The sequence below is a fragment of the Cupriavidus sp. FW306-01-F10A genome (assembly GCF_058782785.1).
In genome coordinates this window covers 94,872-113,229 of the sequence record NZ_JBYSYA010000001.1, presented here as the reverse complement: position 1 = coordinate 113,229, position 18,358 = coordinate 94,872, and the positions used below count along the sequence as shown (strand labels likewise).

Below are 18,358 nucleotides of genomic sequence, written 5' to 3'. Positions count from 1 at the left end.
GGTTGTATTCCGCATGCCGCTTGTCAGCCGTCACCACGTCCGCTTTGCCCGCCTGCGCTTCCCCTTTGCCGTGCAGGTACAAGCCCTGCACGGCACGGCCAGCCTGCGCGATGCCAATGCGCGGCGCGAGGTGCGGCCCGGCGACCCGTTCGTGGTTCACGCCTTTGCCCACTTCGACTGCGACTTGCCCGGCACGTGGCAGCACCCTTGCGCCATCGTCCTGACTGCCGTCCCGGACAGTGAATGCCCGCGCCTGGCCGGCAAGCCCGGCGACAGGCCCTGGTCGCGCCGCTTTGCCGGCCTGGTCTTTTCCCGCCCCGATACCGACTGGAATGTCGAGCGCCTGGCCGCGCAATGGCAGGTGCCGGCCCGCCAGGTGCGCGCCCGGCTCTTCGCCGAAGGCGAGGCCCTGCACCCGCTGCTGCGCGAGCAACGCGCCGCCCATGCCCTGCACGCGCTGGCCGCCGCCGGCCCGGTGCCTTCGCTGGACGTGGTGGCGGCGCATGCCGGCCTGCGTTCCGGCAGCGCGCTGGCGCGCAGCTGGCAGAACTGGTTCGGCATCGATGCGGCGCGCCTGGTGGAAGATTGCCGGGCAGGCAGCCGCACCACAGTGCCAACTGCCACCTGGCCCGGACTTGTGCCGACGGCTGCCTGACGCAGCGGCCTGCGCGTCACACGGCGCGGAATTTGTCAACCACCGCAACGAAGGTTGGCGACATTTGCGCCCTTCGCGCAGAATCGCGCCCGCAGGGCGGGCCAGCCACCCTGTGGGCGGGGTCCTGCATGAGCCGGGTGTCCAACACCGCAGCGCCCTGCCATAACAAAAACCACAGAAAGCAATACAGGGATGAAAACAAAACATCTGTTTTTGACGGGTCTGGCAGCAGCCATGCTGTCGGCATGCGGAGGCGGTGGAGGGGAATCGACTGCGCCTGCCACCACCAAGATCAGCGGCACCGCCGCAGTTGGCGCCGCACTGGGCAATGCTGCCGTGCAGGCCAAGTGTGCATCGGGCAGCGGCACCGCCACCACCGCGGCGGACGGCAGCTTCACCATCAACATCGCAGGCGCCACCCGCCCCTGCGTGCTCAGCGTCAAGGCGCCTGACGGCACCACGCTGCATTCCGTGGTCGAGGCCGGCACCGGCACCACCGCGACGGCCAACATCACGCCGCTGACCGAGCTGGTCACCGCTTCGCTGGCACAGGGCAACACCAACGCCTTCTTCGAGCAGTTTGATGCGAACGCGCAAGCCAGGCTCAAGTCCGACAACGTAACCAGTGCCATCGGCGCGGTGCGCCTGGTGCTGACGGGCGTGGTCGACCTTTCCGGCATCGACCCGGTCAAGGACCCGCTGGTGGCAGCCAACGGTGCCAACGCCGGCAATGCGCAGGACAAGCTGCTGGACCAGCTGGGCGATCGCCTGGAAGCGTCCAAGACCACGCTGGCCGAACTCTCTTCAGCAGTCGCGTCCAATGCCGGCGCAGCGGCAGTCCAGACCGCATTGCAACCGGCAGCGGCAACCTGCGCCGGGTTGAAGACCGGCAAGTACCATGTGATCGGGCTGGGCACCGCGGCCGCTGAAGCCGGAGAGATCGATGCTGCCGCGCTGAAGCTCCAGATCGGCGCCGAGGCGGTCCCCTTCACCGCCGTCACGGCGGAAGCCTGCCGCTTCACGGTGCCGGGCGAGAACAGCACAACCAACACGGCGCTGGTCTCCAAGTCGGGCCTGGGCGTAGTGCTGCCGCCGGCAGGCACCCTGTCGGACCTGCCCACCCTGCTGGTGCCGGCCCAGTCCATTGCGCTGACCGACCTGGCCGGCGACTGGAACGGCCTCGGCATGGAGCGTGACAACAACACGACGCCGTATGCACCGCGTCGCGTGACTTTCAGCATCGATACGGCAGGCAAGGTGGCCAAGGGGGCGGACTGCTCTGGCTTCGACACCTGTGAAGCCTGGCTGCCGAATGAACTGCCGACGGTCAGCACCAACGCCGACGGCAGCTTCAAGATCACCGACAGCTTCGGCGCCCAGTTTGCCTATGCCTTCAAGGGCACCGATGGCCAGGTGACCGTCATCATCACGCACGACGACGGCTTCATGATCGCCGCCAAGCAGATCGCACGCACGCTGCCAGTGGTGGGCTCGGGCGGCTCGTACTGGGATTCGGTCCTGTACTCCGGCATGGCCCCCGTATTGAACGGCCCGACGGTGTGGTCGACCACGATCGAGGCGGTCGACGCCCAGAGCGGCAGCTACACCCGCAAGCGCCTGGAAGACAACCGTCTGGACGTCTGGAAGGTGAACAGCCCGGCCATTGGCCTGCGCCATCGCGCCGCAACCAGCAATGCATCGGCAATGATTTCGCTGATCCCGGGCAATACCGGCCTGACCCTCGGCATCGCCGTGAACGGATCGTTCTACGATATCTCGGTCGGCCGCCCGTAACCTCGCCGCCAACGGTGAATCCGGGCACCCCGTGCCCGGACACGAACCAAGCCGGTGCCGCCTTGCGGCACCGGCTTTTCTTTTTCCAGCGAGACCAATGCAGCCACGGCAGCCAGGCACGTGACAGCCATCCCGCAGCATTGCCGCAGCAGCCTCTGCCACACACTCCCGACACTTTGTCAATCGCCTGAACTCGGGTTGGCCCCATCCCCCCTATCACGCAGACTCGCCTCGCGGGGCGGGTCAACCACCCCGTGGGCGGGGCCTGCATGAGCTGGATATCGACCACCGCAGGACTCCACCAGAACAAAAACCATACAGGGCGAAAACGGGATGAAAACAAAACAACTGTTCTTGACGGGTCTGGCGACGGCGGTCCTGTCTGCATGCGGAGGCGGCGATGGCGGTTCGACCGCGCCGACCACCACCACGGCGGCACCTGCCGCGACCAAGATCAGCGGCACCGCCGCAGTTGGCGCCGCACTGGGCAATGCCGCCGTGCAAGCCAAGTGCGCATCGGGCAGCGGCACCGCCACCACCGCGGCGGACGGCAGCTTCACCATCAGCATCGAAGGCGCGACGCGCCCCTGCGTGCTCAGCGTCACGGCGCCTGACGGCACCACGCTGCATTCCGTGGTCGAAGCCGGCACCGGCACCACCGCGACGGCCAACATCACGCCGCTGACCGAACTGGTCACCGCTTCGCTGGCACAGGGCAATACCGATGCCTTCTTCGAGCAGTTCGATGCGAACGCGCAAGCCAGGCTCACGTCCGACAACGTAACCAGTGCCATCGGCGCCGTGCGCCTGGTGCTGACGGGCGTGGTCGACCTTTCCGGCATCGACCCGGTCAAGGATCCGCTGGTGGCAGCCAACGGCGCCAACGCCGGCAATGCACAGGACAAGCTGCTGGACCAGCTGGGCGATCGCCTGGAAGCGTCCAAGACCACGCTGGCCGAACTCTCTTCGGCAGTCGCGTCCAATGCCGGCGCAGCGGCAGTCCAGACCGCACTCCAACCGGCAGCGGCCACCTGCGCCGGGTTGAAGACCGGCAAGTACCACGTCGTAGAACTGGGCACGCCGATTGGTGAAACCGGCGAAATGGACGCCGCCACGTTGCAGTTCAAGCTGGGCACCGACGTGACCACCTTCACCGCCGACGCATCGGAAGCCTGCCGCTTCACCGCAGGCACCGACACCGTGCTGGTCTCCAAGTCGGGCCTGAGCGTGGTGCTGCCTCCGGCTGGCACGGTCAACCGCCTGCCCGCCCTGCTGATTCCTTCCCAGGCACTGACCCTGGCCGACCTGGCCGGCGACTGGAATGGTCTTGGCTATGAGCGCGATGGCCCGTCGCCGTACGCGGCGTCGCGCGTGAACTTCAGCCTGGATGCCGCGGGCAAGGTGACCGCCGGCGCAGATTGCTCGGGCCTGGATTCGTGCTCGGCATGGCTGCCGGATGAATTTCCCACCATCACGCTCAACCCCGATGGCGGCCTGAACGTCACCGACCAGGACGGTGGTGCTGAGCGGGCCTACGCGTTCAAGGGCACCGATGGGCAACTGGTCATCGTCTTCACCCACGGTGACGGATTCATGATGGCCACCAGGCGGATCGCCCGTGCGCTGCCTGCCGTGGGCGCGACCAATGCGTTCTGGGACACGAGCATTCTTCCGGTGGACAGCAACTCCGCCACGCCCGATGGCATCAGCACGACGACAGCCTCCACAGTCAAGTTCACCGCGGTGGATACCCAGGCAAACACGTACACGCGCGAGCGCGACGACGGACGGGTGGACACCTGGAAGGTGAATACCCCGCTCGACGGGCTGCGCTACCGCGCCCCGACTCCCAACAACAGCGGCGGTAGTGAGGCCATCAGCATGTCGATTGGCAACACGGGCCTGAATGTGGCGATCGGCGTGAATACGGCTCGCCGGTTCTTCAGTATCTCGGTCAACCGTCTGTAACTCCGCTGCAAGTCGTCAGGCCGGACTGCTGCGTCCGGACAACGATTCAAGCCGGTGTCGCCTTGCGGCGCCGGCTTTTTTTTGTTGGGCTGCACAAGCCGGTGCTATCGCAGGAATTGCAGGCGGCGATCGATATGCTGCCGCGCGACTCGATCACGCAGGGCGAAGGCAACCCCGACCGTCAGGCGGCGGCCGCGGTAGAGTTAGCAGAACCCCCGCTCAGCCGGGGACCGGCGGGCGTCAGCCGCCCGAGTGCAGCGGGGACAGCGAATAGGCGAGCACCAGCCCCGCAACGATCGCCGGGGAACCCAGCCGGATCGCCGTGCTGCGGGACAGCACGCCCAGATACACATACAAACACACCAGCACCATCGCAGTCACATACAGCAGGCTGTCATAGACTTGCATGGATGTCTCCCTTGCCATTGTTCTTATTGCTTTACTTCGGTGGGCTGCCGACGGAGCGTGATGCGGGGGTCTTGCGGGAATGCGTGGGGACGCTCCGTCGCCAGCATGCTATGGCTGTCTGTTGAAATGATAGTCACCACTTCGACGGAGCGTGGCAATCATGGAAATCCCTTTGCGGCACCGCACCAGTCATGATGCAGCGCCGCAAGGCAAGGTCTTGATCGAAGGAACCGGGCGTGCGCAAGGCGCGCATCGCGCCGGTCCTCAATCCGCGGGCAGCATCTCAGGATTCCAGGCGATTTCCCACAGATGCCCGTCGGGATCCTGGAAATAGCCGGCGTACCCGCCCCAGAACGTGTCCTGCGCCGGCTTGACCACGCTGGCGCCCGCGGCCAGCGCCTGGGCCATCACCGCATCCACTTCCGCCTTGTCGCCGACGTTATGCGCCAGCGAGAAATCCGTCTGCGCGCGCGGTGTCACCTGCAGTCCGGTGTCATGCGCAAGACTGGTGCGCGGCCAGACCGCCAGCTTCAATCCGGCCTGCAGGTCGAAGAAGGCCACGGCGCCGTGCTCGAACTGCTCGCCGACAATGCCTGCGGTGGGCAGTCCCAGGCCGTCGCGATAGAAGCGGACCGCACGCTGCAGGTCATCGACACCCAGCGTGATCAGCGTAATCCGAGGTTTCATGGCGGGTTCCTCCTGTGTAGACCGGCAGCCTAGCGCTGCCCGAAAGCCGCATCGGCAAACAGGTCCTTCAGTTCGCGCGGCTGCGACCGCCAGTATTGCTTCGGCGCGTGCACGCTTGCGCCCAGCCGCGCGGCCGCATGCCAGGGCCAGCGCGGGTCATACAGCATGGCACGGGCCAACGACACCGCGTCGGACTCATGATTGGCGATGATGGCTTCGGCCTGCTCCGGCTCAGTGATCAGGCCCACCGCAATCGTCGGCAGGCCAACCTCGGCCTTTACGCGCTGCGCGTACGGCACCTGGTAGCCGGGCCCGAGCTTGATCGCCTGCTGCGGCGACACGCCGCCGGTGGTCACATGAATCGCCGCGCAGCCGCGCGCCTTCAGCGCCTTCGACAACGCCACCGTTCCTTCGATATCCCATCCGCCCGGCACCCAGTCGGTTGCGGAAATACGCATCCACACCGGACGCTCAGCCGGGAACACCTCACGCACCGCGTCGAACACCTCGATCGGGAAACGCATGCGGTTTTCCAGGCTGCCGCCGTATTCGTCGTCACGATGGTTGGCCAGCGGCGACAGGAACTGGTGCAGCAAGTAGCCGTGCGCAGCATGGATCTCGATTCCGTCCAGCCCAAGCCGCGCCGCACGCCTTGCCGCCGTGACAAAGTCATCGCGCACCTTGTCCACGCCGGCACGGTCCAGCGCGACAGGCGCGACTTCTTCCGCGCCATGCGGTACCGCGGAAGGCGCCACCGCATGCCAGCCACCAGGCGCATCCGGCGCGATCTGCTGCCCCCCATCCCACGGCGCCTGGCTCGACGCCTTGCGGCCGGCATGCCCCAGCTGGATCGCAATGGCGATCGGCGAATGCGCGCGCATCGCCTTGACCACGCGGCCAAGCGCCGCCTCGTTTTCGTCGGAATACAGGCCCAGGTCCTGCGGCGTGATGCGCCCTTCGGGCGAGACGGCCGTGGCTTCCACGATCAGCATGCCGGCGCCGGACAGCGCCAGCGAACCGAGGTGGATCATGTGCCAGTCGCCGGCGTTGCCGTCCTGCGCGGAATACTGGCACATCGGGGCGATGATGATGCGGTTGGCGAGGGTGAGGTCGCCGATGACGAGCGGTTCGAACAGAAGGCTCATGCGTGCTGCTCCATGCAGGGATCGGACAGGAAGTATCGATTTTAGGACGGCGCCGGGATTGCTGCCGGCCCGGCCACGCCGCTACGCCGCCAGCGGATCGCGCGCTGCCAGCCGCAGCCAGCTCGCGATCGCGGCCAGCCCGGCGAAGCCCGCGCCCAGCGCCAGGGCCAACCCCGGCCCGTGGTCCCCGGCAATGCCAAAGCACAGCGCCACCAGCGCCGCACCGGTGGCCTGCCCCAGCAGTCGCGCCGTGGCCACCACGCCGCTGGCGCCGCCGCTGCGCTCGCGCGGGGCGCTAGTCATCAACGCCTTGAGGTTGGGCGACTGGAAGAAGCCGAAACCCGCGCCGCAGATGCACATGCGGATGCAGATATCGAGCGCGCTAGGGTCGGCCGGCAGCATGGCCAACGACAGCATGCCGGCGCTGAGCACCGCCAGCCCCACGCCGCCGAGCACGGCCGGCGGGTAGCGGTCAGACAGGCGCCCGGCAAGCGGCCCGATCAGCGCCACCACGACGGACCACGGGGTCAGCAGGAAACCGGTCTCGACCTGCCCGCGCCCGAGCACGTGCTGGAAGTAGAACGGCAGCGAGACGAAGGCCAGGCCCTGCGCGGCGAAGGAGCACACCGCGGTCAGCGTCGACAACGCGAACATGGGCCGCCGGAACAGGTCCACCGGCAGCATCGGTGCCGGATGGCCACGCTCGCGCCACAGCAGCAGGCCGAACGTCACCACGAAGATGCCCGCCGCGGCCAGTGACAGGTGCAGCGGCGCGCGTTGCGCGCCTTCGCCCAGCGCAAGGACCAGTGCGGCAAAGGCAACCACGCTGAGCCCCGCCGCGATGCGGTCGAAACCATGCGCACTGCGCGGCGTCTGCGGCAAGGAGCCGCGCCCGATCGCCAGCGCGAGCAGGCCGATCGGCAGGTTGACGGCGAACAGCCACGGCCACGTGCCAAATGAGAGGATCACCGAGGCCACTGTCGGGCCCACCGCGAACGACACGCCCACCACCAGCGCATTGAGCCCCAGCCCGCGCCCGAGCCGGTGCGTGGGGAAGATCGCGCTGATCAGCGCCGTGTTGACGCTCATGATTGCCGCCGCGCCGATGCCTTGCAGCACCCGCGCCGCCGCCAGCGTCGGCAGCGACCACGCCAGCGCACACACCACGGAGGCGGCCGTGAACAGCACCACGCCGCCAAGGTAGATGCGCCGGTGGCCCACCACGCCGCCCAGCGCCGCGAACGGCAGCAGCGTCGACACCATGGCCAGCTGGTAGGCATTGATCACCCACACCGACGCGGCCGGCGTGGCGCGCAGGTCCGCCGCGATCGACGGCAGCGCCGTGTTGGCGATCGCGGTATCCAGGGTGGCAAGGGCGACGGCGATGAGGATGGCGGCCATGCCGCGGCGCTCGCGCGAAGTCATGGCGGCGTCCGCGGTGGAAGCGGATTGGAGGGGTGCTGTGCTGGACACTGTCTTTACCGGTTGCCGCCATGCCGGGACTAGTGGTGCGAGGGCTGCACACAAGGCATGGTGAACGTCAGGTCAAGACGATACGGGAAAACCCTTCAACGTGCTGAAGGCGCGTTCATATGTATGCACATTTCGCCCCCCCCTGCCCGGCGAATGACACTGAGCATTGGCCGGCCGCCAAGGCCCGGGGCTACTGCACCGACAGCCCGCCATCCACGCCGATGCTCTGCCCGTTGATAAAGCGCCCGGACGGTGCCGCCAGCAGGACGGCAAGACCCGCGACATCGCTGGCCTCGCCGATGCGCCGCATCGGCACGCCGGCAGCCAGCCGCGCCTCGCGCTCCGGGTCGCCCCACAGCGCGTCGCGCGAGAACTCGGTGCGCACCGGGCCGGGATTGATTGCGTTGACGTTGATGCCGGACGGCCCCAGCTCCAGCGCCAGGCTGCGTACCGCCTGGTCGATGGCGGCCTTGGTCACGCTGTACATCCCCAGGAAGGCAGAGCCACGCCTGGCGGCAATGCTCGACATGAAGATGATGGATCCGTCATGGCGCTCGATCATCTGCGGCGCCAGGGCGTTCACCAGCACCAGGTTGCCGCGCACATTGCCCGCCATCGCCGCATCGAACACCTCGGGTCCCTGGCTCAGCATCGATCCGGGCTGGCCGCTCGCGGCGGCATTGAGCACCAGTGCATCGACGCGCCCATACGCGGCCAGCGCCTGCTCCGCGAAGGCGCGCACGCTTTCGACATCGGCGATATCGCAGGCGATGCCGGTGGCGCGGATGCCCTCGGCCTCCAGCTGACTGGCGGCGTCGCGCGCCGCGCCTGCATCGCGCCCGGACACCACCACGGCGGCGCCGGCCGCGCCAAGCGCGCGCGCCATTTCCAGGCCCATGCCACGGGTGGAGCCGGTGATGACGGCGACGCGGCCGCCAAGGTCGAAAAGGTTCTGCATGACTGATCACTCCTGTGAGGATTGGGAGCCGGCACCTGGACAGCACATCGGCACAAATGCGGCGAAAGGGAGACTGCACATAGATGATAACTGTCATCTATTGAATAAAGTATGGTCATCATCTAAACTCCGGTCAAGGCAGAAATCCCGAAGAGGTCTTCAGATGGCACGCGCATCACGCGAACAAACCGACAAGAACCGCGAGGCGATCGAACAGGCGTCGTCGCGCCTGTTCCGCGAACGTGGCCTGAATGGCGTCAGCGTGGCCGAGTTGATGGCCGACGCGGGCCTGACCCATGGCGGCTTCTATGGCCACTTCGCCTCCAAGGACGCGCTGGCCGCGCAGGCCTGCAAGCGCGCGTTTGAAGAATCGACCGCCCGCTGGGAACGCCGCCTGGCCCGCGCCGGCGGCGACCGCAAGGCCATGCTGGCCAACCTGGTTGAGCCCTACCTGACCGCCGCGCATTGCGCCAACCCGGGCGTGGGCTGTGCCGCCGCGGCGCTGGCCGTGGACGTGGCCCGCGAGCCCGCCGGCAAGCCCGTGCGCCAGGCCTACGTGGAAGGCTTGCGCGTGTTGGTGGACGACATGGCGCAGACCGTTGAAACCGATGACCCGCAAGCGCGCCACGATGAAGCGCTGGTGCGCATGGCGCTGCTGGTCGGCGCCCTCACGCTGGCGCGTGCCACCGACGGCGATCCGCTCTCCGACGAAATGCTGAACGCGGTGCGGACCCGCCTGCTGGGCAGCACCGCCTAGACCCCGTTTTCCCCAAGGCTGAAACACCCTCGCCGCCGTCAGACACGGCGGGGATGGCTTCGCTTTGCCCTTTGCCAACGCCTCCCGGACCCTGACAACGAGACCCCCATGTTCGCGCAAGCCCTTTCCAGCCGGCTCGACCGGCGCGGCATCCACTACGCGTGGCTGGTCGCCGCCCTGACCTTCCTGGTGATGCTCACCACCTCGGCCGCGCTTGGCCTGCCTGGCGCCTTCCTGAAGCCGCTGACCAAGGAGATGGGTTGGAACACCGACCAGATCTCATCGATCCTGGCGTTTCGCTTTGCATTGTTCGGGCTGATGGCACCTTTCTCCGCCCTGCTGATGGATCGCTTCGGGGTGCGCAACGTGGTCTGCGCCGCGCTGGCGCTGATTGCCGGCGGCATGGCGCTGGCCACCGTGTCGACCGAGTTGTGGCAGCTCTTTGTCGCCTGGGGCCTGATGCTGGGCGTTGGCTCCGGGCTGACCGCGCTGGTGCTGGCGGCCGTGGTCGCCAACCGCTGGTTCAGCGCGCGGCGCGGGCTGGTGATCGGCATCCTGACAGCCAGCGCGGCGACGGGGCAGTTGGCTTTCCTGCCGGTGGCCGCCTGGCTGGTCGAGCATATGGGCTGGCGCGTGGCCGTGCTGCCGGTGCTGGCTGCCTGCGCGGCGCTGGCGCTGCTGGTGTTCGCGCTGATGCGCAACCGCCCCGCCGATGTCGGCCTGGCCGCGTTCGGCGAGGTCCCGGCCCATCCGGCCACGCCGCCCGCCGCGCAACCCGTCATGCCGTTCACGCTGCGCGGGCCTTTCCTGGTGCTGCGCGATGCCGCCCGTACCCAGACCTTCTGGCTATTGGCCGGCACCTTCTTCATCTGCGGCCTGAGCACCAACGGGCTGATCCAGACCCACTTCATCGCGCTGTGCGGCGACTTCGGCATGGGCCCGGTGCCGGCCGCCTCGGCGCTGGCGATGATGGGTGCGTTCGACTTTGCCGGCACCATCCTGTCGGGCTGGCTGTCGGACCGCTATGACAGCCGCAAGCTGCTGTTCTGGTACTACGCGCTGCGCGGCCTGTCGCTGTTCTGGCTGCCGCATTCAACCTTCACGCTGTACGGCCTGTCGGTCTTTGCGATGTTCTACGGCCTGGACTGGATCGCCACCGTGCCGCCCACGATCAAGCTGGCGGCCACCGCCTTCGGGCGCGAACGCGCGCCGATGGTGTTCGGCTGGATCTTCGCGGCCCACCAGATCGGCGCGGCCGTGGCGGCGTTCGGCGCGGGGCTGAGCCGTACGCTGCTGCTGACCTATACGCCGGCGCTGTACGCGGCCGGCGCGGCCTGCATGGTCGCGGCGTTGCTGGCGCTGATGGTCAGCCGGACACGCGCGGCGGCGGCAACCGAGGCGGCGCGGGCCTAGTGTCCTGTTCCGTAGATAGCTTGCCAAATGAAATCGCCCGGTCGGTCGTCAGGCTAGGCGCGAGGAGGCGCCATAGCCGTAGCTATGGCAACGACGAGCAACGACGCGTGGCAAGTTCGTCGTGGCGCTGTTCTGCACGGTGCCGACGCTGGCATAGAGCAGCGTGCGCTTGGACAGGCAACGTGCTGATCCGTGGCGCAGGTGCCCGACCGGGCACGTGGGGACTTTCAATCCGGCAGGGGGCGCGCGTCAGCCTGATCGATACCGGCTCAGGGCACGTGCTGCTGGCCTGAGGAGGGGGAAGTGCAGATCCCGCGCCTACTGTGTGACGACCACTTCCACCCGCCGGTTCGCCGCGCGGCCGGCGGGGGTCTTGTTGTCCGTCAACGGCTCGGTGTCGCCTTTGCCGACGGCTTCGAGGCGTCCCTTGGCGACGCCCTGGCTGGCGAGGTATTCGCTGACCATGGCGGCACGCTCCTCGGACAGGGCCTGGTTGGACGGGTAGCGGGCGCTCTTGATGGGCTGGTTGTCGCTGTGGCCGATCACCTGCACCTTGCCCTGCAACTTATTGATTTCGCCCGCCACCTTGTTCAGCGCCGGCGTCAGCTTCGCATTGACCTCGGCCCGGCCCGCGCCAAACATGTCGTCGCCGCGGAACACTACGGTGCTGCGTTGGTTGTCGTCCCTGACAGCTACCACGCCGCGCGCGATCTCGTCCTTGAGCAGCTCGGCCAGGCGCAACGCCTTCGGTGCCGGGGGCGGAGTCAGGTTGCCAATGGCCCCGATCTGTTGCACTACGTCACGCTCCTGGAGCATCAGCTGGTACTTGTAGTATCCGGCCAGACCAGCGACGGCCAGAAGGCCCGCTGCGCAGGTCATCCAGACCGGGATGCCGCTCAGGTGACGGAAGCGGCCAGGCGGGGCGGGCTGCGAGTGGGAAGACAGTTCCTTGGGCAGCGGTCCGTTGTGCTTGCTGATCGCATCGAGCAAGCGTCCCCGGATCGCGTGCAGTTGCTGGTCACCGTCCGCCATGCCGCGATACCGCCCCTGAAACCCCAGCGAGAGGATGTGGTAGTAGACCTCGATGGTGCCGATGTTCTCGGCCACCGATTCCACCAACCGGCCCAGGATGAGGAACACCTTGGTGCCGCCCTCGCGGTCCTGGTGGAAGGTCGAGGCCAGGGCGCTGCCAGGCCATGCGCCCAGCGAAGCCGCACTGCCGCCGCCCCACTCGGTATGGCTCACGGCCTCATCCAGCGCGGTGCAGAGTGCGTAGTGCGCGGCGGTGGTGTGTTTGCGGTCGATGTTCAGTCGGTCGCACACCGCCTGGAAGGTGCGCAATTCCTGCTCCAGCAGGGTGCGCAGACGTTCCACCTCACCGCGCTTGTCCAGCTTGGGCGGGATGTCTGCCAGTGCGCGCAGCAGCGGCCTGGCGGCCTTCAGCAGGGGATTGCGCGCACCGTTGATCTCGGCGATGCGGGCCTCGATGGTCTTGGCTGAAGGGAGAAGCTTCGTGGCGGGCTCCTGGGCCTCCTGGCCGGTTACGGCCTGCCTGGCAGAGGAGCCTGGTTTCGGCGGCCGTGTCCGTTGCGGCGCGGGATCATCTTGGTCTAGCCATGCTGTCATGTTGGCGTTCCTTCAAGGATTGACGGATGCGGCATGAGCGGTGCATTTGCCATCATGCGCCCGTCACAGTCTTGGCATCGGGAATCCCGAGGGGATGACTCTTTCCATGGCCTTCCTGCCTTGATCGATGACTGTATCCCGGGCGGCATCCGCTGCGCGCCCTGCTGCGTCGCCCAAGGCCCGCATCGCCCTGTCCCTGGCGGCATCGATTTCGCGCTCGACGGCCAGAGCGGTATCTTGCACCGTGTCCAACACGCCCTTTGCGCTCATGCCGAGGTGCCGCACTGCCTTGTTGTCGCCGACAAAGAATGTCCTGGCCCACCCGTAGCCGCCTGGTGCGTATTCGTGGAAATTCGGCACACGGAACCAGGCACGGCTGTCGTGGATGTAGTTATCGAACAACTCAATGGCTGCCTTCTCGCGCAAGGCAAAGTCGTCCACGGCTTTGGCAGCGGTCGTGGCCCTCAGGTAGAGAATCATCTCCGGCGCAGGTTCCACCAATACGTCATCGATAGGCCAATAACCGCGAACGGCAGCGCTTCTGGTCAAGATATCGTCGTCGACCATAACGAGCAGCTTCGAATCCGTGCGTGGACGCTCTGCGCGGGGGGTCGCCAGGTACTTGAAACCATTGGCGACCCGTTCCGCTGCCCCGATGGGTGAAAAGACCGGCCGGGCCATCATTTCCTTCCGCACATTCAAGCTGGGCTGAAGCTCGGGGTGCAGGTATCCCAATAGCAACTGGAATTCCTCAGCCGCCTCCAGCAAGTCGGTGCGGTCATTGGTGACAAATTCATCGGCACCTTCCCCAGGGCGGCAGTCGGCCGGGTTCTTGCCAACCGCCTCCGCCATCAGCGCATTCTCTCGCGCGGCGATGGCGGCATCGTTCGCGGCAACCCTGGCCTCCAGGGCTCGGCGCTTCGTCAAATCCGCCATGGACTGCGAAGTCGTCTGGGGAAACATTGCCCGGTCTCTGAGCTGCTGGACCTGAAGCTTCAACTGGATGTTGTCCTGTTCCAGCTTCTGGATTACGGGATCGGCCTTCCTTCTCTTATCCACGTCCGTGCGCAGTTGCTGGGGAGTCTTGCTGTCCTCGCGCTTGTTCGCCGGCTCCGCGCAATAGTGGTAGAACCCTTGGTTGGTAACGTAGGTGCCGGTGTGCCAGCGTGCGCGCAAGGTGCGCCATTGCAGGCTTTGCCGCAGGCCAATTTCGAGGGCCTTCTCCACGCCGTCAATGGCGGGCAGTGCTGCCCGCCAGTCGTTGAAGGCCTTGGCGACGGCGGGGTCGATGGCGAAATCCTGCATGTTGTTCGCATCCATCCGGTCTTCGTCGTTCTTGGCATCCACCAGCCGCAGCGGCACACCGACCTTCAGCGCCTCGATGTACATGTCGTGCAGCGGAATCTTGCCCAACCGGTGGCCCTCGCCCTTGACCGACTTGCCCTGATCGCCCGGCTCGTAGCTGCCACCCACGTCTGAGTGGACGCCTGGATAGGGCACTTCCAGCAGCTTGCTGTCGCCTGCCGGGTAGCTCTTCCCCTTCCGGATGGAATCCAGCGGGAAGCTCATGCGTTGTTCATGCATGGAGAAGAAATGCACGCACCGCCGCACCTGGGCGGGAATGTTCAGGGCGCCGCCCCCTGCCGCCCAGAAATGCCCGTCGAAGTATTCCAGATCCACGGCGGATTGAAACGACTCGGGCGGGCCGACCGACGCGACCGTATCGAACAGCCCCATGAAGTTGACTTCATAGTCAATTTTGCCCGCCAGCTTCCCGGCCTTGGCCCAGTAATTAATCAGCTTACTGACGAACACCCGGGCGCCCGCCGCGCCCCGCGAAAAGCCGAACACGTTTACGTAAGCCTTCCTGATGAGGCGATTGCGCTTGCATTGCTGAACCAGCGACTCGTGCAGGCTGCCGAGGTGCTTTTCCTTGGTAGTGAGCAAGGAGGAACCGAGTTTCCAGTCGAGCTTAGCGCAGATTGCGCTTGCCTCCTGGTTGGTTATGAGCCCCGCATCTTCGCCTGGCACCATTGCTTCGTGCACGGCATTTAGGACACAGGTGTAACCCCACGCGCAGCGCTTGGCGAAACCCACAGCAAAGCCCTTCCCCCAACTGTCATAGGTAGCCTCGCCCAGTTCGGGAAATGGCGTGCCGACCCCGGCAATGTAATAGCTATAAATGCCGTTCTGGGTACGAGGCGGGCAGGCATTGAAAAGCCGCGCCACGTTCGTGTGCGTGTGGTGATACGAATCTCTCCACCGCTCTTGGGTTTTCGCGTCGTCGTTGTTGTTGGTGCCGTCAAAGAAGAGATTGATTTGGATGGTCTGTTCACAGGCACCAATAGGATCGTTCACCGTGGTCTTGCCGTTTTCGTAAGCCCGCTTTCCCTCGGGAAGGCGGCCGGTCCTCGTTTCCGGCATGGCAATAGGCAGGCGGAAAGCGGTCATCATTGGAATCTCTTCAGTGCTTGCTGGGTCAGGGCCTCGTCACGTACACCTTGAACGACGAAAGGGTCGTCATCTGCGGGCTTCGTTCTGACGGAATTGTGACCATTCGCATTGCCGTCCATGACCATCACTTTGACACGATCCCCCGGTAGGAATATCGCCCAGAATCCGTAGGTATCCGGACCGTATTCCGGCACGGTGACCGTTGCAGTCAGCACCGCCAGCCCGCTTCTGTCCTTGTAGTCGAAGGGCTTGCGGTCGCGCTCCCATTTGATCTTCAGTTGCGTACTTGGCTTCCAGAATTTCGGAATCCCGATACAGCATTTCTCGCCCGCTTCGCCAGGGCCTTCTTTGTATGCAGGCCCCATGTTTGCGCCGCCACCGTTCATGCCACGTGGCCCGGTGACGCTAAAGCTATAGATAGCATCTGACGAGTAGTTCAGCCCGCGCACGCCACCCCCATAGATTTCTTCCTTGGCGGCCCCGCCGGCGGCATCGGCCGACAGGTCAGACCGTGACTCTCCCGAGCATGCGGAAAGGGCACCGAGCACGCTCAGCAACACCAGAGCGGCTTGCCATCGATGTGTGCACTTCCGATTCAAGCCACTTTTTGTCATCGTTCTTCTCCGTTTGTTTGATCGGTCTGCCTGGCAGTCGCTGATACCATCGAAGAACAGGTTGATGTGAATCGTCTGTTCACAGGCGCCATGGAGATCGTCCACGGTGGTCTTGCCATTCTGGTAGGCGCGCTTTCCCTCGGGAAGGCGACCCTCATCCGTTTCCGGCATGGCAATGGGTAGGCGGAAAGCGGTCATCATTGGAACCTCTTCAGTGCTTGCTGGGTCAGGGCCTCATCACGCACTCCCTTGACAATGAAAGGATCGCCGTCGGCAGGTCTGACGTTGAGATCGTTATGCCCATTGGCGTTGCCGTCCGCCACCATAACTTTCACGCGGTCTCCTGGCAGGAAAATCGCCCAAAAGCCTGATGTTCTTGCCGCATATTCCGGCACGGTGACCGTTGCAGTCAGCACCGCCAGCCCGCTTCTGTCCTTATAGTCAAAGGGCTTGCGGTCGCGCTCCCATTCGATGCGTAGCTGCGTGCCGGGCTTCCATGGCTGAGGGATGCCGACGCAACACATCTCGCCAGGCTCGGCAGGTCCTTCTTTGTATGCAGGCCCCATGTTTCCGCCACCACCGTTCATTCCACGTGGACCCGTGACGTAATAGCTATAGATTGCATCGGACGAGTAGTTCAGACCGCGAGCGCTGCCGGGACTTACGTGCTCCTTCTCAACTCCAACGGCGGTTTTTGCCGCCAAGTCAGTCCGCGATTCCCCCGAGCATGCCGAAAGGGCTCCAAGCGCGCCCAGCAACACCAGCGCGGCGAACCATGAAGGAGCGCGCTTCCGCATCAAGCTACTTTTTCTCATCGTTCTTCTCCGTTTGTTGATCGGCCTGCGTGACGAACACGCGGTTCCCCACGTAGTCCGGGACATCCGCTATGCAGGCGTTGAAGGTGCGCCCTCGCTCATTATTGAAATCTCTTCAGTGCTTGCTGGGTCAGGGCCTCGTCACGCACTCCCTTGACAATGAAAGGATCGTCATCGGCAGGTCTGACGTTGAGATCGTTATGCCCATTGGCGTTGCCGTCTGCCACCATGACTTTCACGCGGTCCCCTGGCAGGAAAATCGCCCAAAAGCCTGATGTTCTTGCCGCATATTCCGGCACGGTGACCGTTGCAGTCAGCACCGCCAGCCCACTTCGGTCCTTGTAGTCAAAGGGCTTGCGGTCGCGCTCCCATTCGATGCGTAGCTGCGTGCCGGGCTTCCATGGCTGAGGGATGCCGACGCAACACATCTCGCCAGGCTCAGCAGGCCCTTCCTCATAAGCCGGACTCATCTTGCCACCGCCTCCAGTCATTCCACGTGGACCCGTGACGTAATAGCTATAGATTGCATCGGACGAGTAGTTCAGACCGCGAGCGCTGCCGGGACTTACGTGCTCCTTCTCAACTCCAACGGTGGTTTTTGCCGCCAAGTCAGTCCGCGATTCCCCCGAGCATGCAGAAAGGGCACCAAGCGCGCCCAGCAACACCAGTGCGGCTTGCCATCGATGTGCGCGCTTCCGATTCAAGCTATTTTTTGTCATCATTCTTCTCCGCTTCTTGATCGGCCTGCCTGGCAATCACGCGCTTCCACACGTAGTCAGGAACATGGGCCATGCAGGCGTTGAAGCTGCCGCCCTCGTGCGTCCGTTGTTCCAACGCGCGGTACACCTCTGGATCTTGATCAAAGTCGGCGCCATAGCGGTACGAGTATTGGCAGTACCCAAGGCGGTCGGCGGGCTCGATGAGCCGCCAGGCAGCCACGCGCTTGTAACGCGCAACGAAATCCAGGAAGCGCGGCAGGTAGGGACCATCGCCCGGTACGGTGCCGTCTTCAACGAGGCCCGCCAGCATCTGATCCGGCTCGCAGTGCGCCATGAAGTCATCAACCTGCTGCTCATCGAATGCAATGGCAACTGGTGTCGTCTCGAACTGATTGCCGTTCAGCGGCCCATCCAGTCGCTTCCACTCGGTCTCATGGCCGCGGTACTTCCACTGGAGAATGGGTGCCATCAGCTTGTGCGTCGTCTCTTCGCCCCACAGCGTCATGACCGTGCGCAGGTTGCGCGGATCGAAATATCGCACCATGGCGTTCAGCCCGTCGCCGAGGTCGGCGATCAGGAACTGCCGCAGGTGCGTGGCGAGCGCGTCGATGCCGACGCGGCTCCAGATCAGGGTCATGCAGGGGGCGAGCAAGTCCAGTTCGTCGAGCTTGGCAAGCCACGGTTCGCCTGCATCTGCAATGCGCGCCAGGAACAGCGAGGCGTCGCCCGCGTCTTCCTCGGGGAGGCCGGCATATACATTACGGTGCTCGGTGGCCTCGCGCATCAGGTCGCCAATCAGCTGCGGGTGCTGGGCGCCGTCGGCGAGCGCGTAGATACAGACGGGGTTTGGTTCGGTTGTCATCGCCGGTCTC

General features: G+C 65.3%; 16 protein-coding genes and 1 pseudogene. 6 read left to right on the top strand and 11 right to left on the bottom strand.

Annotation, left to right across the window (positions count from 1 at the left end; all coding sequences use genetic code 11):
• The first annotated feature begins 13 nt into the window (after positions 1 to 13).
• The 3 genes from AC3WLF_RS00515 (at position 14) to AC3WLF_RS00505 (ending at position 4,417) form a co-directional block, all read left to right on the top strand.
• Entirely contained in the window at positions 14 to 655 is a 642-nt protein-coding gene (locus AC3WLF_RS00515) for an AraC family transcriptional regulator (protein WP_492318518.1), read from the top strand.
• Positions 656 to 847: 192 nt separating this feature from the next.
• Positions 848 to 2,449 carry a hypothetical protein gene (locus tag AC3WLF_RS00510; RefSeq protein ID WP_492352087.1) on the top strand — a complete coding sequence of 534 codons (1,602 nt, stop codon included), beginning with the start codon at positions 848 to 850 and terminating at the stop codon, positions 2,447 to 2,449.
• Positions 2,450 to 2,782: 333 nt separating this feature from the next.
• Positions 2,783 to 4,417, top strand: a complete 1,635-nt coding sequence (locus AC3WLF_RS00505; RefSeq protein ID WP_492357647.1) for a hypothetical protein — start codon at positions 2,783 to 2,785, stop codon at positions 4,415 to 4,417.
• A 240-nt stretch (positions 4,418 to 4,657) separates the two neighbouring features.
• Here the strand turns inward: AC3WLF_RS00505 and AC3WLF_RS00500 are convergent, their stop codons facing one another.
• From AC3WLF_RS00500 to AC3WLF_RS00480, 5 genes are all read right to left on the bottom strand, one after another.
• Entirely contained in the window at positions 4,658 to 4,825 is a 168-nt protein-coding gene (locus tag AC3WLF_RS00500; RefSeq protein ID WP_010812488.1) for a hypothetical protein, read from the bottom strand.
• A 264-nt stretch (positions 4,826 to 5,089) separates the two neighbouring features.
• Positions 5,090 to 5,512, bottom strand: a complete 423-nt coding sequence (locus AC3WLF_RS00495; protein ID WP_492352089.1) for a VOC family protein — start codon at positions 5,510 to 5,512, stop codon at positions 5,090 to 5,092.
• A gap of 29 nt (positions 5,513 to 5,541) precedes the next feature.
• The gene (locus AC3WLF_RS00490) at positions 5,542 to 6,657 is read right to left on the bottom strand and encodes an NADH:flavin oxidoreductase/NADH oxidase (RefSeq protein ID WP_492356256.1); all 1,116 of its coding nucleotides are present in this window, start codon (positions 6,655 to 6,657) and stop codon (positions 5,542 to 5,544) included.
• A gap of 81 nt (positions 6,658 to 6,738) precedes the next feature.
• Entirely contained in the window at positions 6,739 to 8,082 is a 1,344-nt protein-coding gene (locus AC3WLF_RS00485; protein ID WP_492357646.1) for an MFS transporter, read from the bottom strand.
• A 238-nt stretch (positions 8,083 to 8,320) separates the two neighbouring features.
• Positions 8,321 to 9,088 (bottom strand): SDR family NAD(P)-dependent oxidoreductase, encoded by a 768-nt coding sequence (locus tag AC3WLF_RS00480; protein ID WP_492352091.1) that lies wholly within the window; start codon positions 9,086 to 9,088, stop codon positions 8,321 to 8,323.
• A 163-nt stretch (positions 9,089 to 9,251) separates the two neighbouring features.
• Here AC3WLF_RS00480 and AC3WLF_RS00475 point away from each other — a divergent pair, with 163 nt between their 5' ends.
• From AC3WLF_RS00475 to AC3WLF_RS00465, 3 genes and pseudogenes are all read left to right on the top strand, one after another.
• Positions 9,252 to 9,845: a TetR/AcrR family transcriptional regulator gene (locus tag AC3WLF_RS00475; protein ID WP_492352092.1), complete on the top strand. Its 594-nt coding sequence runs from the start codon at positions 9,252 to 9,254 to the stop codon at positions 9,843 to 9,845.
• A 108-nt stretch (positions 9,846 to 9,953) separates the two neighbouring features.
• Positions 9,954 to 11,258, top strand: a complete 1,305-nt coding sequence (locus AC3WLF_RS00470; RefSeq protein ID WP_492357645.1) for an MFS transporter — start codon at positions 9,954 to 9,956, stop codon at positions 11,256 to 11,258.
• Between the two features lie 209 nt (positions 11,259 to 11,467).
• A pseudogene (locus AC3WLF_RS00465) lies at positions 11,468 to 11,548 on the top strand (IclR family transcriptional regulator); the annotation flags it as partial.
• A 28-nt stretch (positions 11,549 to 11,576) separates the two neighbouring features.
• Here the strand turns inward: AC3WLF_RS00465 and tssL are convergent.
• The 6 genes from tssL to AC3WLF_RS00435 form a co-directional block, all read right to left on the bottom strand.
• The gene (gene tssL / locus AC3WLF_RS00460; RefSeq protein ID WP_492318527.1) at positions 11,577 to 12,884 is read right to left on the bottom strand and encodes a type VI secretion system protein TssL, long form; all 1,308 of its coding nucleotides are present in this window, start codon (positions 12,882 to 12,884) and stop codon (positions 11,577 to 11,579) included.
• A 63-nt stretch (positions 12,885 to 12,947) separates the two neighbouring features.
• The gene (locus AC3WLF_RS00455; RefSeq protein ID WP_492357644.1) at positions 12,948 to 15,338 is read right to left on the bottom strand and encodes a T6SS phospholipase effector Tle1-like catalytic domain-containing protein; all 2,391 of its coding nucleotides are present in this window, start codon (positions 15,336 to 15,338) and stop codon (positions 12,948 to 12,950) included.
• The gene (locus AC3WLF_RS00450; protein ID WP_492340445.1) at positions 15,335 to 16,153 is read right to left on the bottom strand and encodes a DUF3304 domain-containing protein; all 819 of its coding nucleotides are present in this window, start codon (positions 16,151 to 16,153) and stop codon (positions 15,335 to 15,337) included. Before AC3WLF_RS00450 ends, AC3WLF_RS00455 begins: the two co-directional genes overlap by 4 nt.
• Positions 16,150 to 16,767 carry a DUF3304 domain-containing protein gene (locus AC3WLF_RS00445; RefSeq protein ID WP_492340446.1) on the bottom strand — a complete coding sequence of 206 codons (618 nt, stop codon included), beginning with the start codon at positions 16,765 to 16,767 and terminating at the stop codon, positions 16,150 to 16,152. The genes AC3WLF_RS00450 and AC3WLF_RS00445 overlap by 4 nt, the downstream gene beginning before the upstream one ends.
• 101 nt (positions 16,768 to 16,868) lie before the next feature.
• Positions 16,869 to 17,489 (bottom strand): DUF3304 domain-containing protein, encoded by a 621-nt coding sequence (locus AC3WLF_RS00440; protein WP_492340447.1) that lies wholly within the window; start codon positions 17,487 to 17,489, stop codon positions 16,869 to 16,871.
• Entirely contained in the window at positions 17,473 to 18,348 is an 876-nt protein-coding gene (locus tag AC3WLF_RS00435) for a DUF4123 domain-containing protein (RefSeq protein ID WP_492357643.1), read from the bottom strand. Before AC3WLF_RS00435 ends, AC3WLF_RS00440 begins: the two co-directional genes overlap by 17 nt.
• Positions 18,349 to 18,358 lie beyond the last annotated feature (10 nt).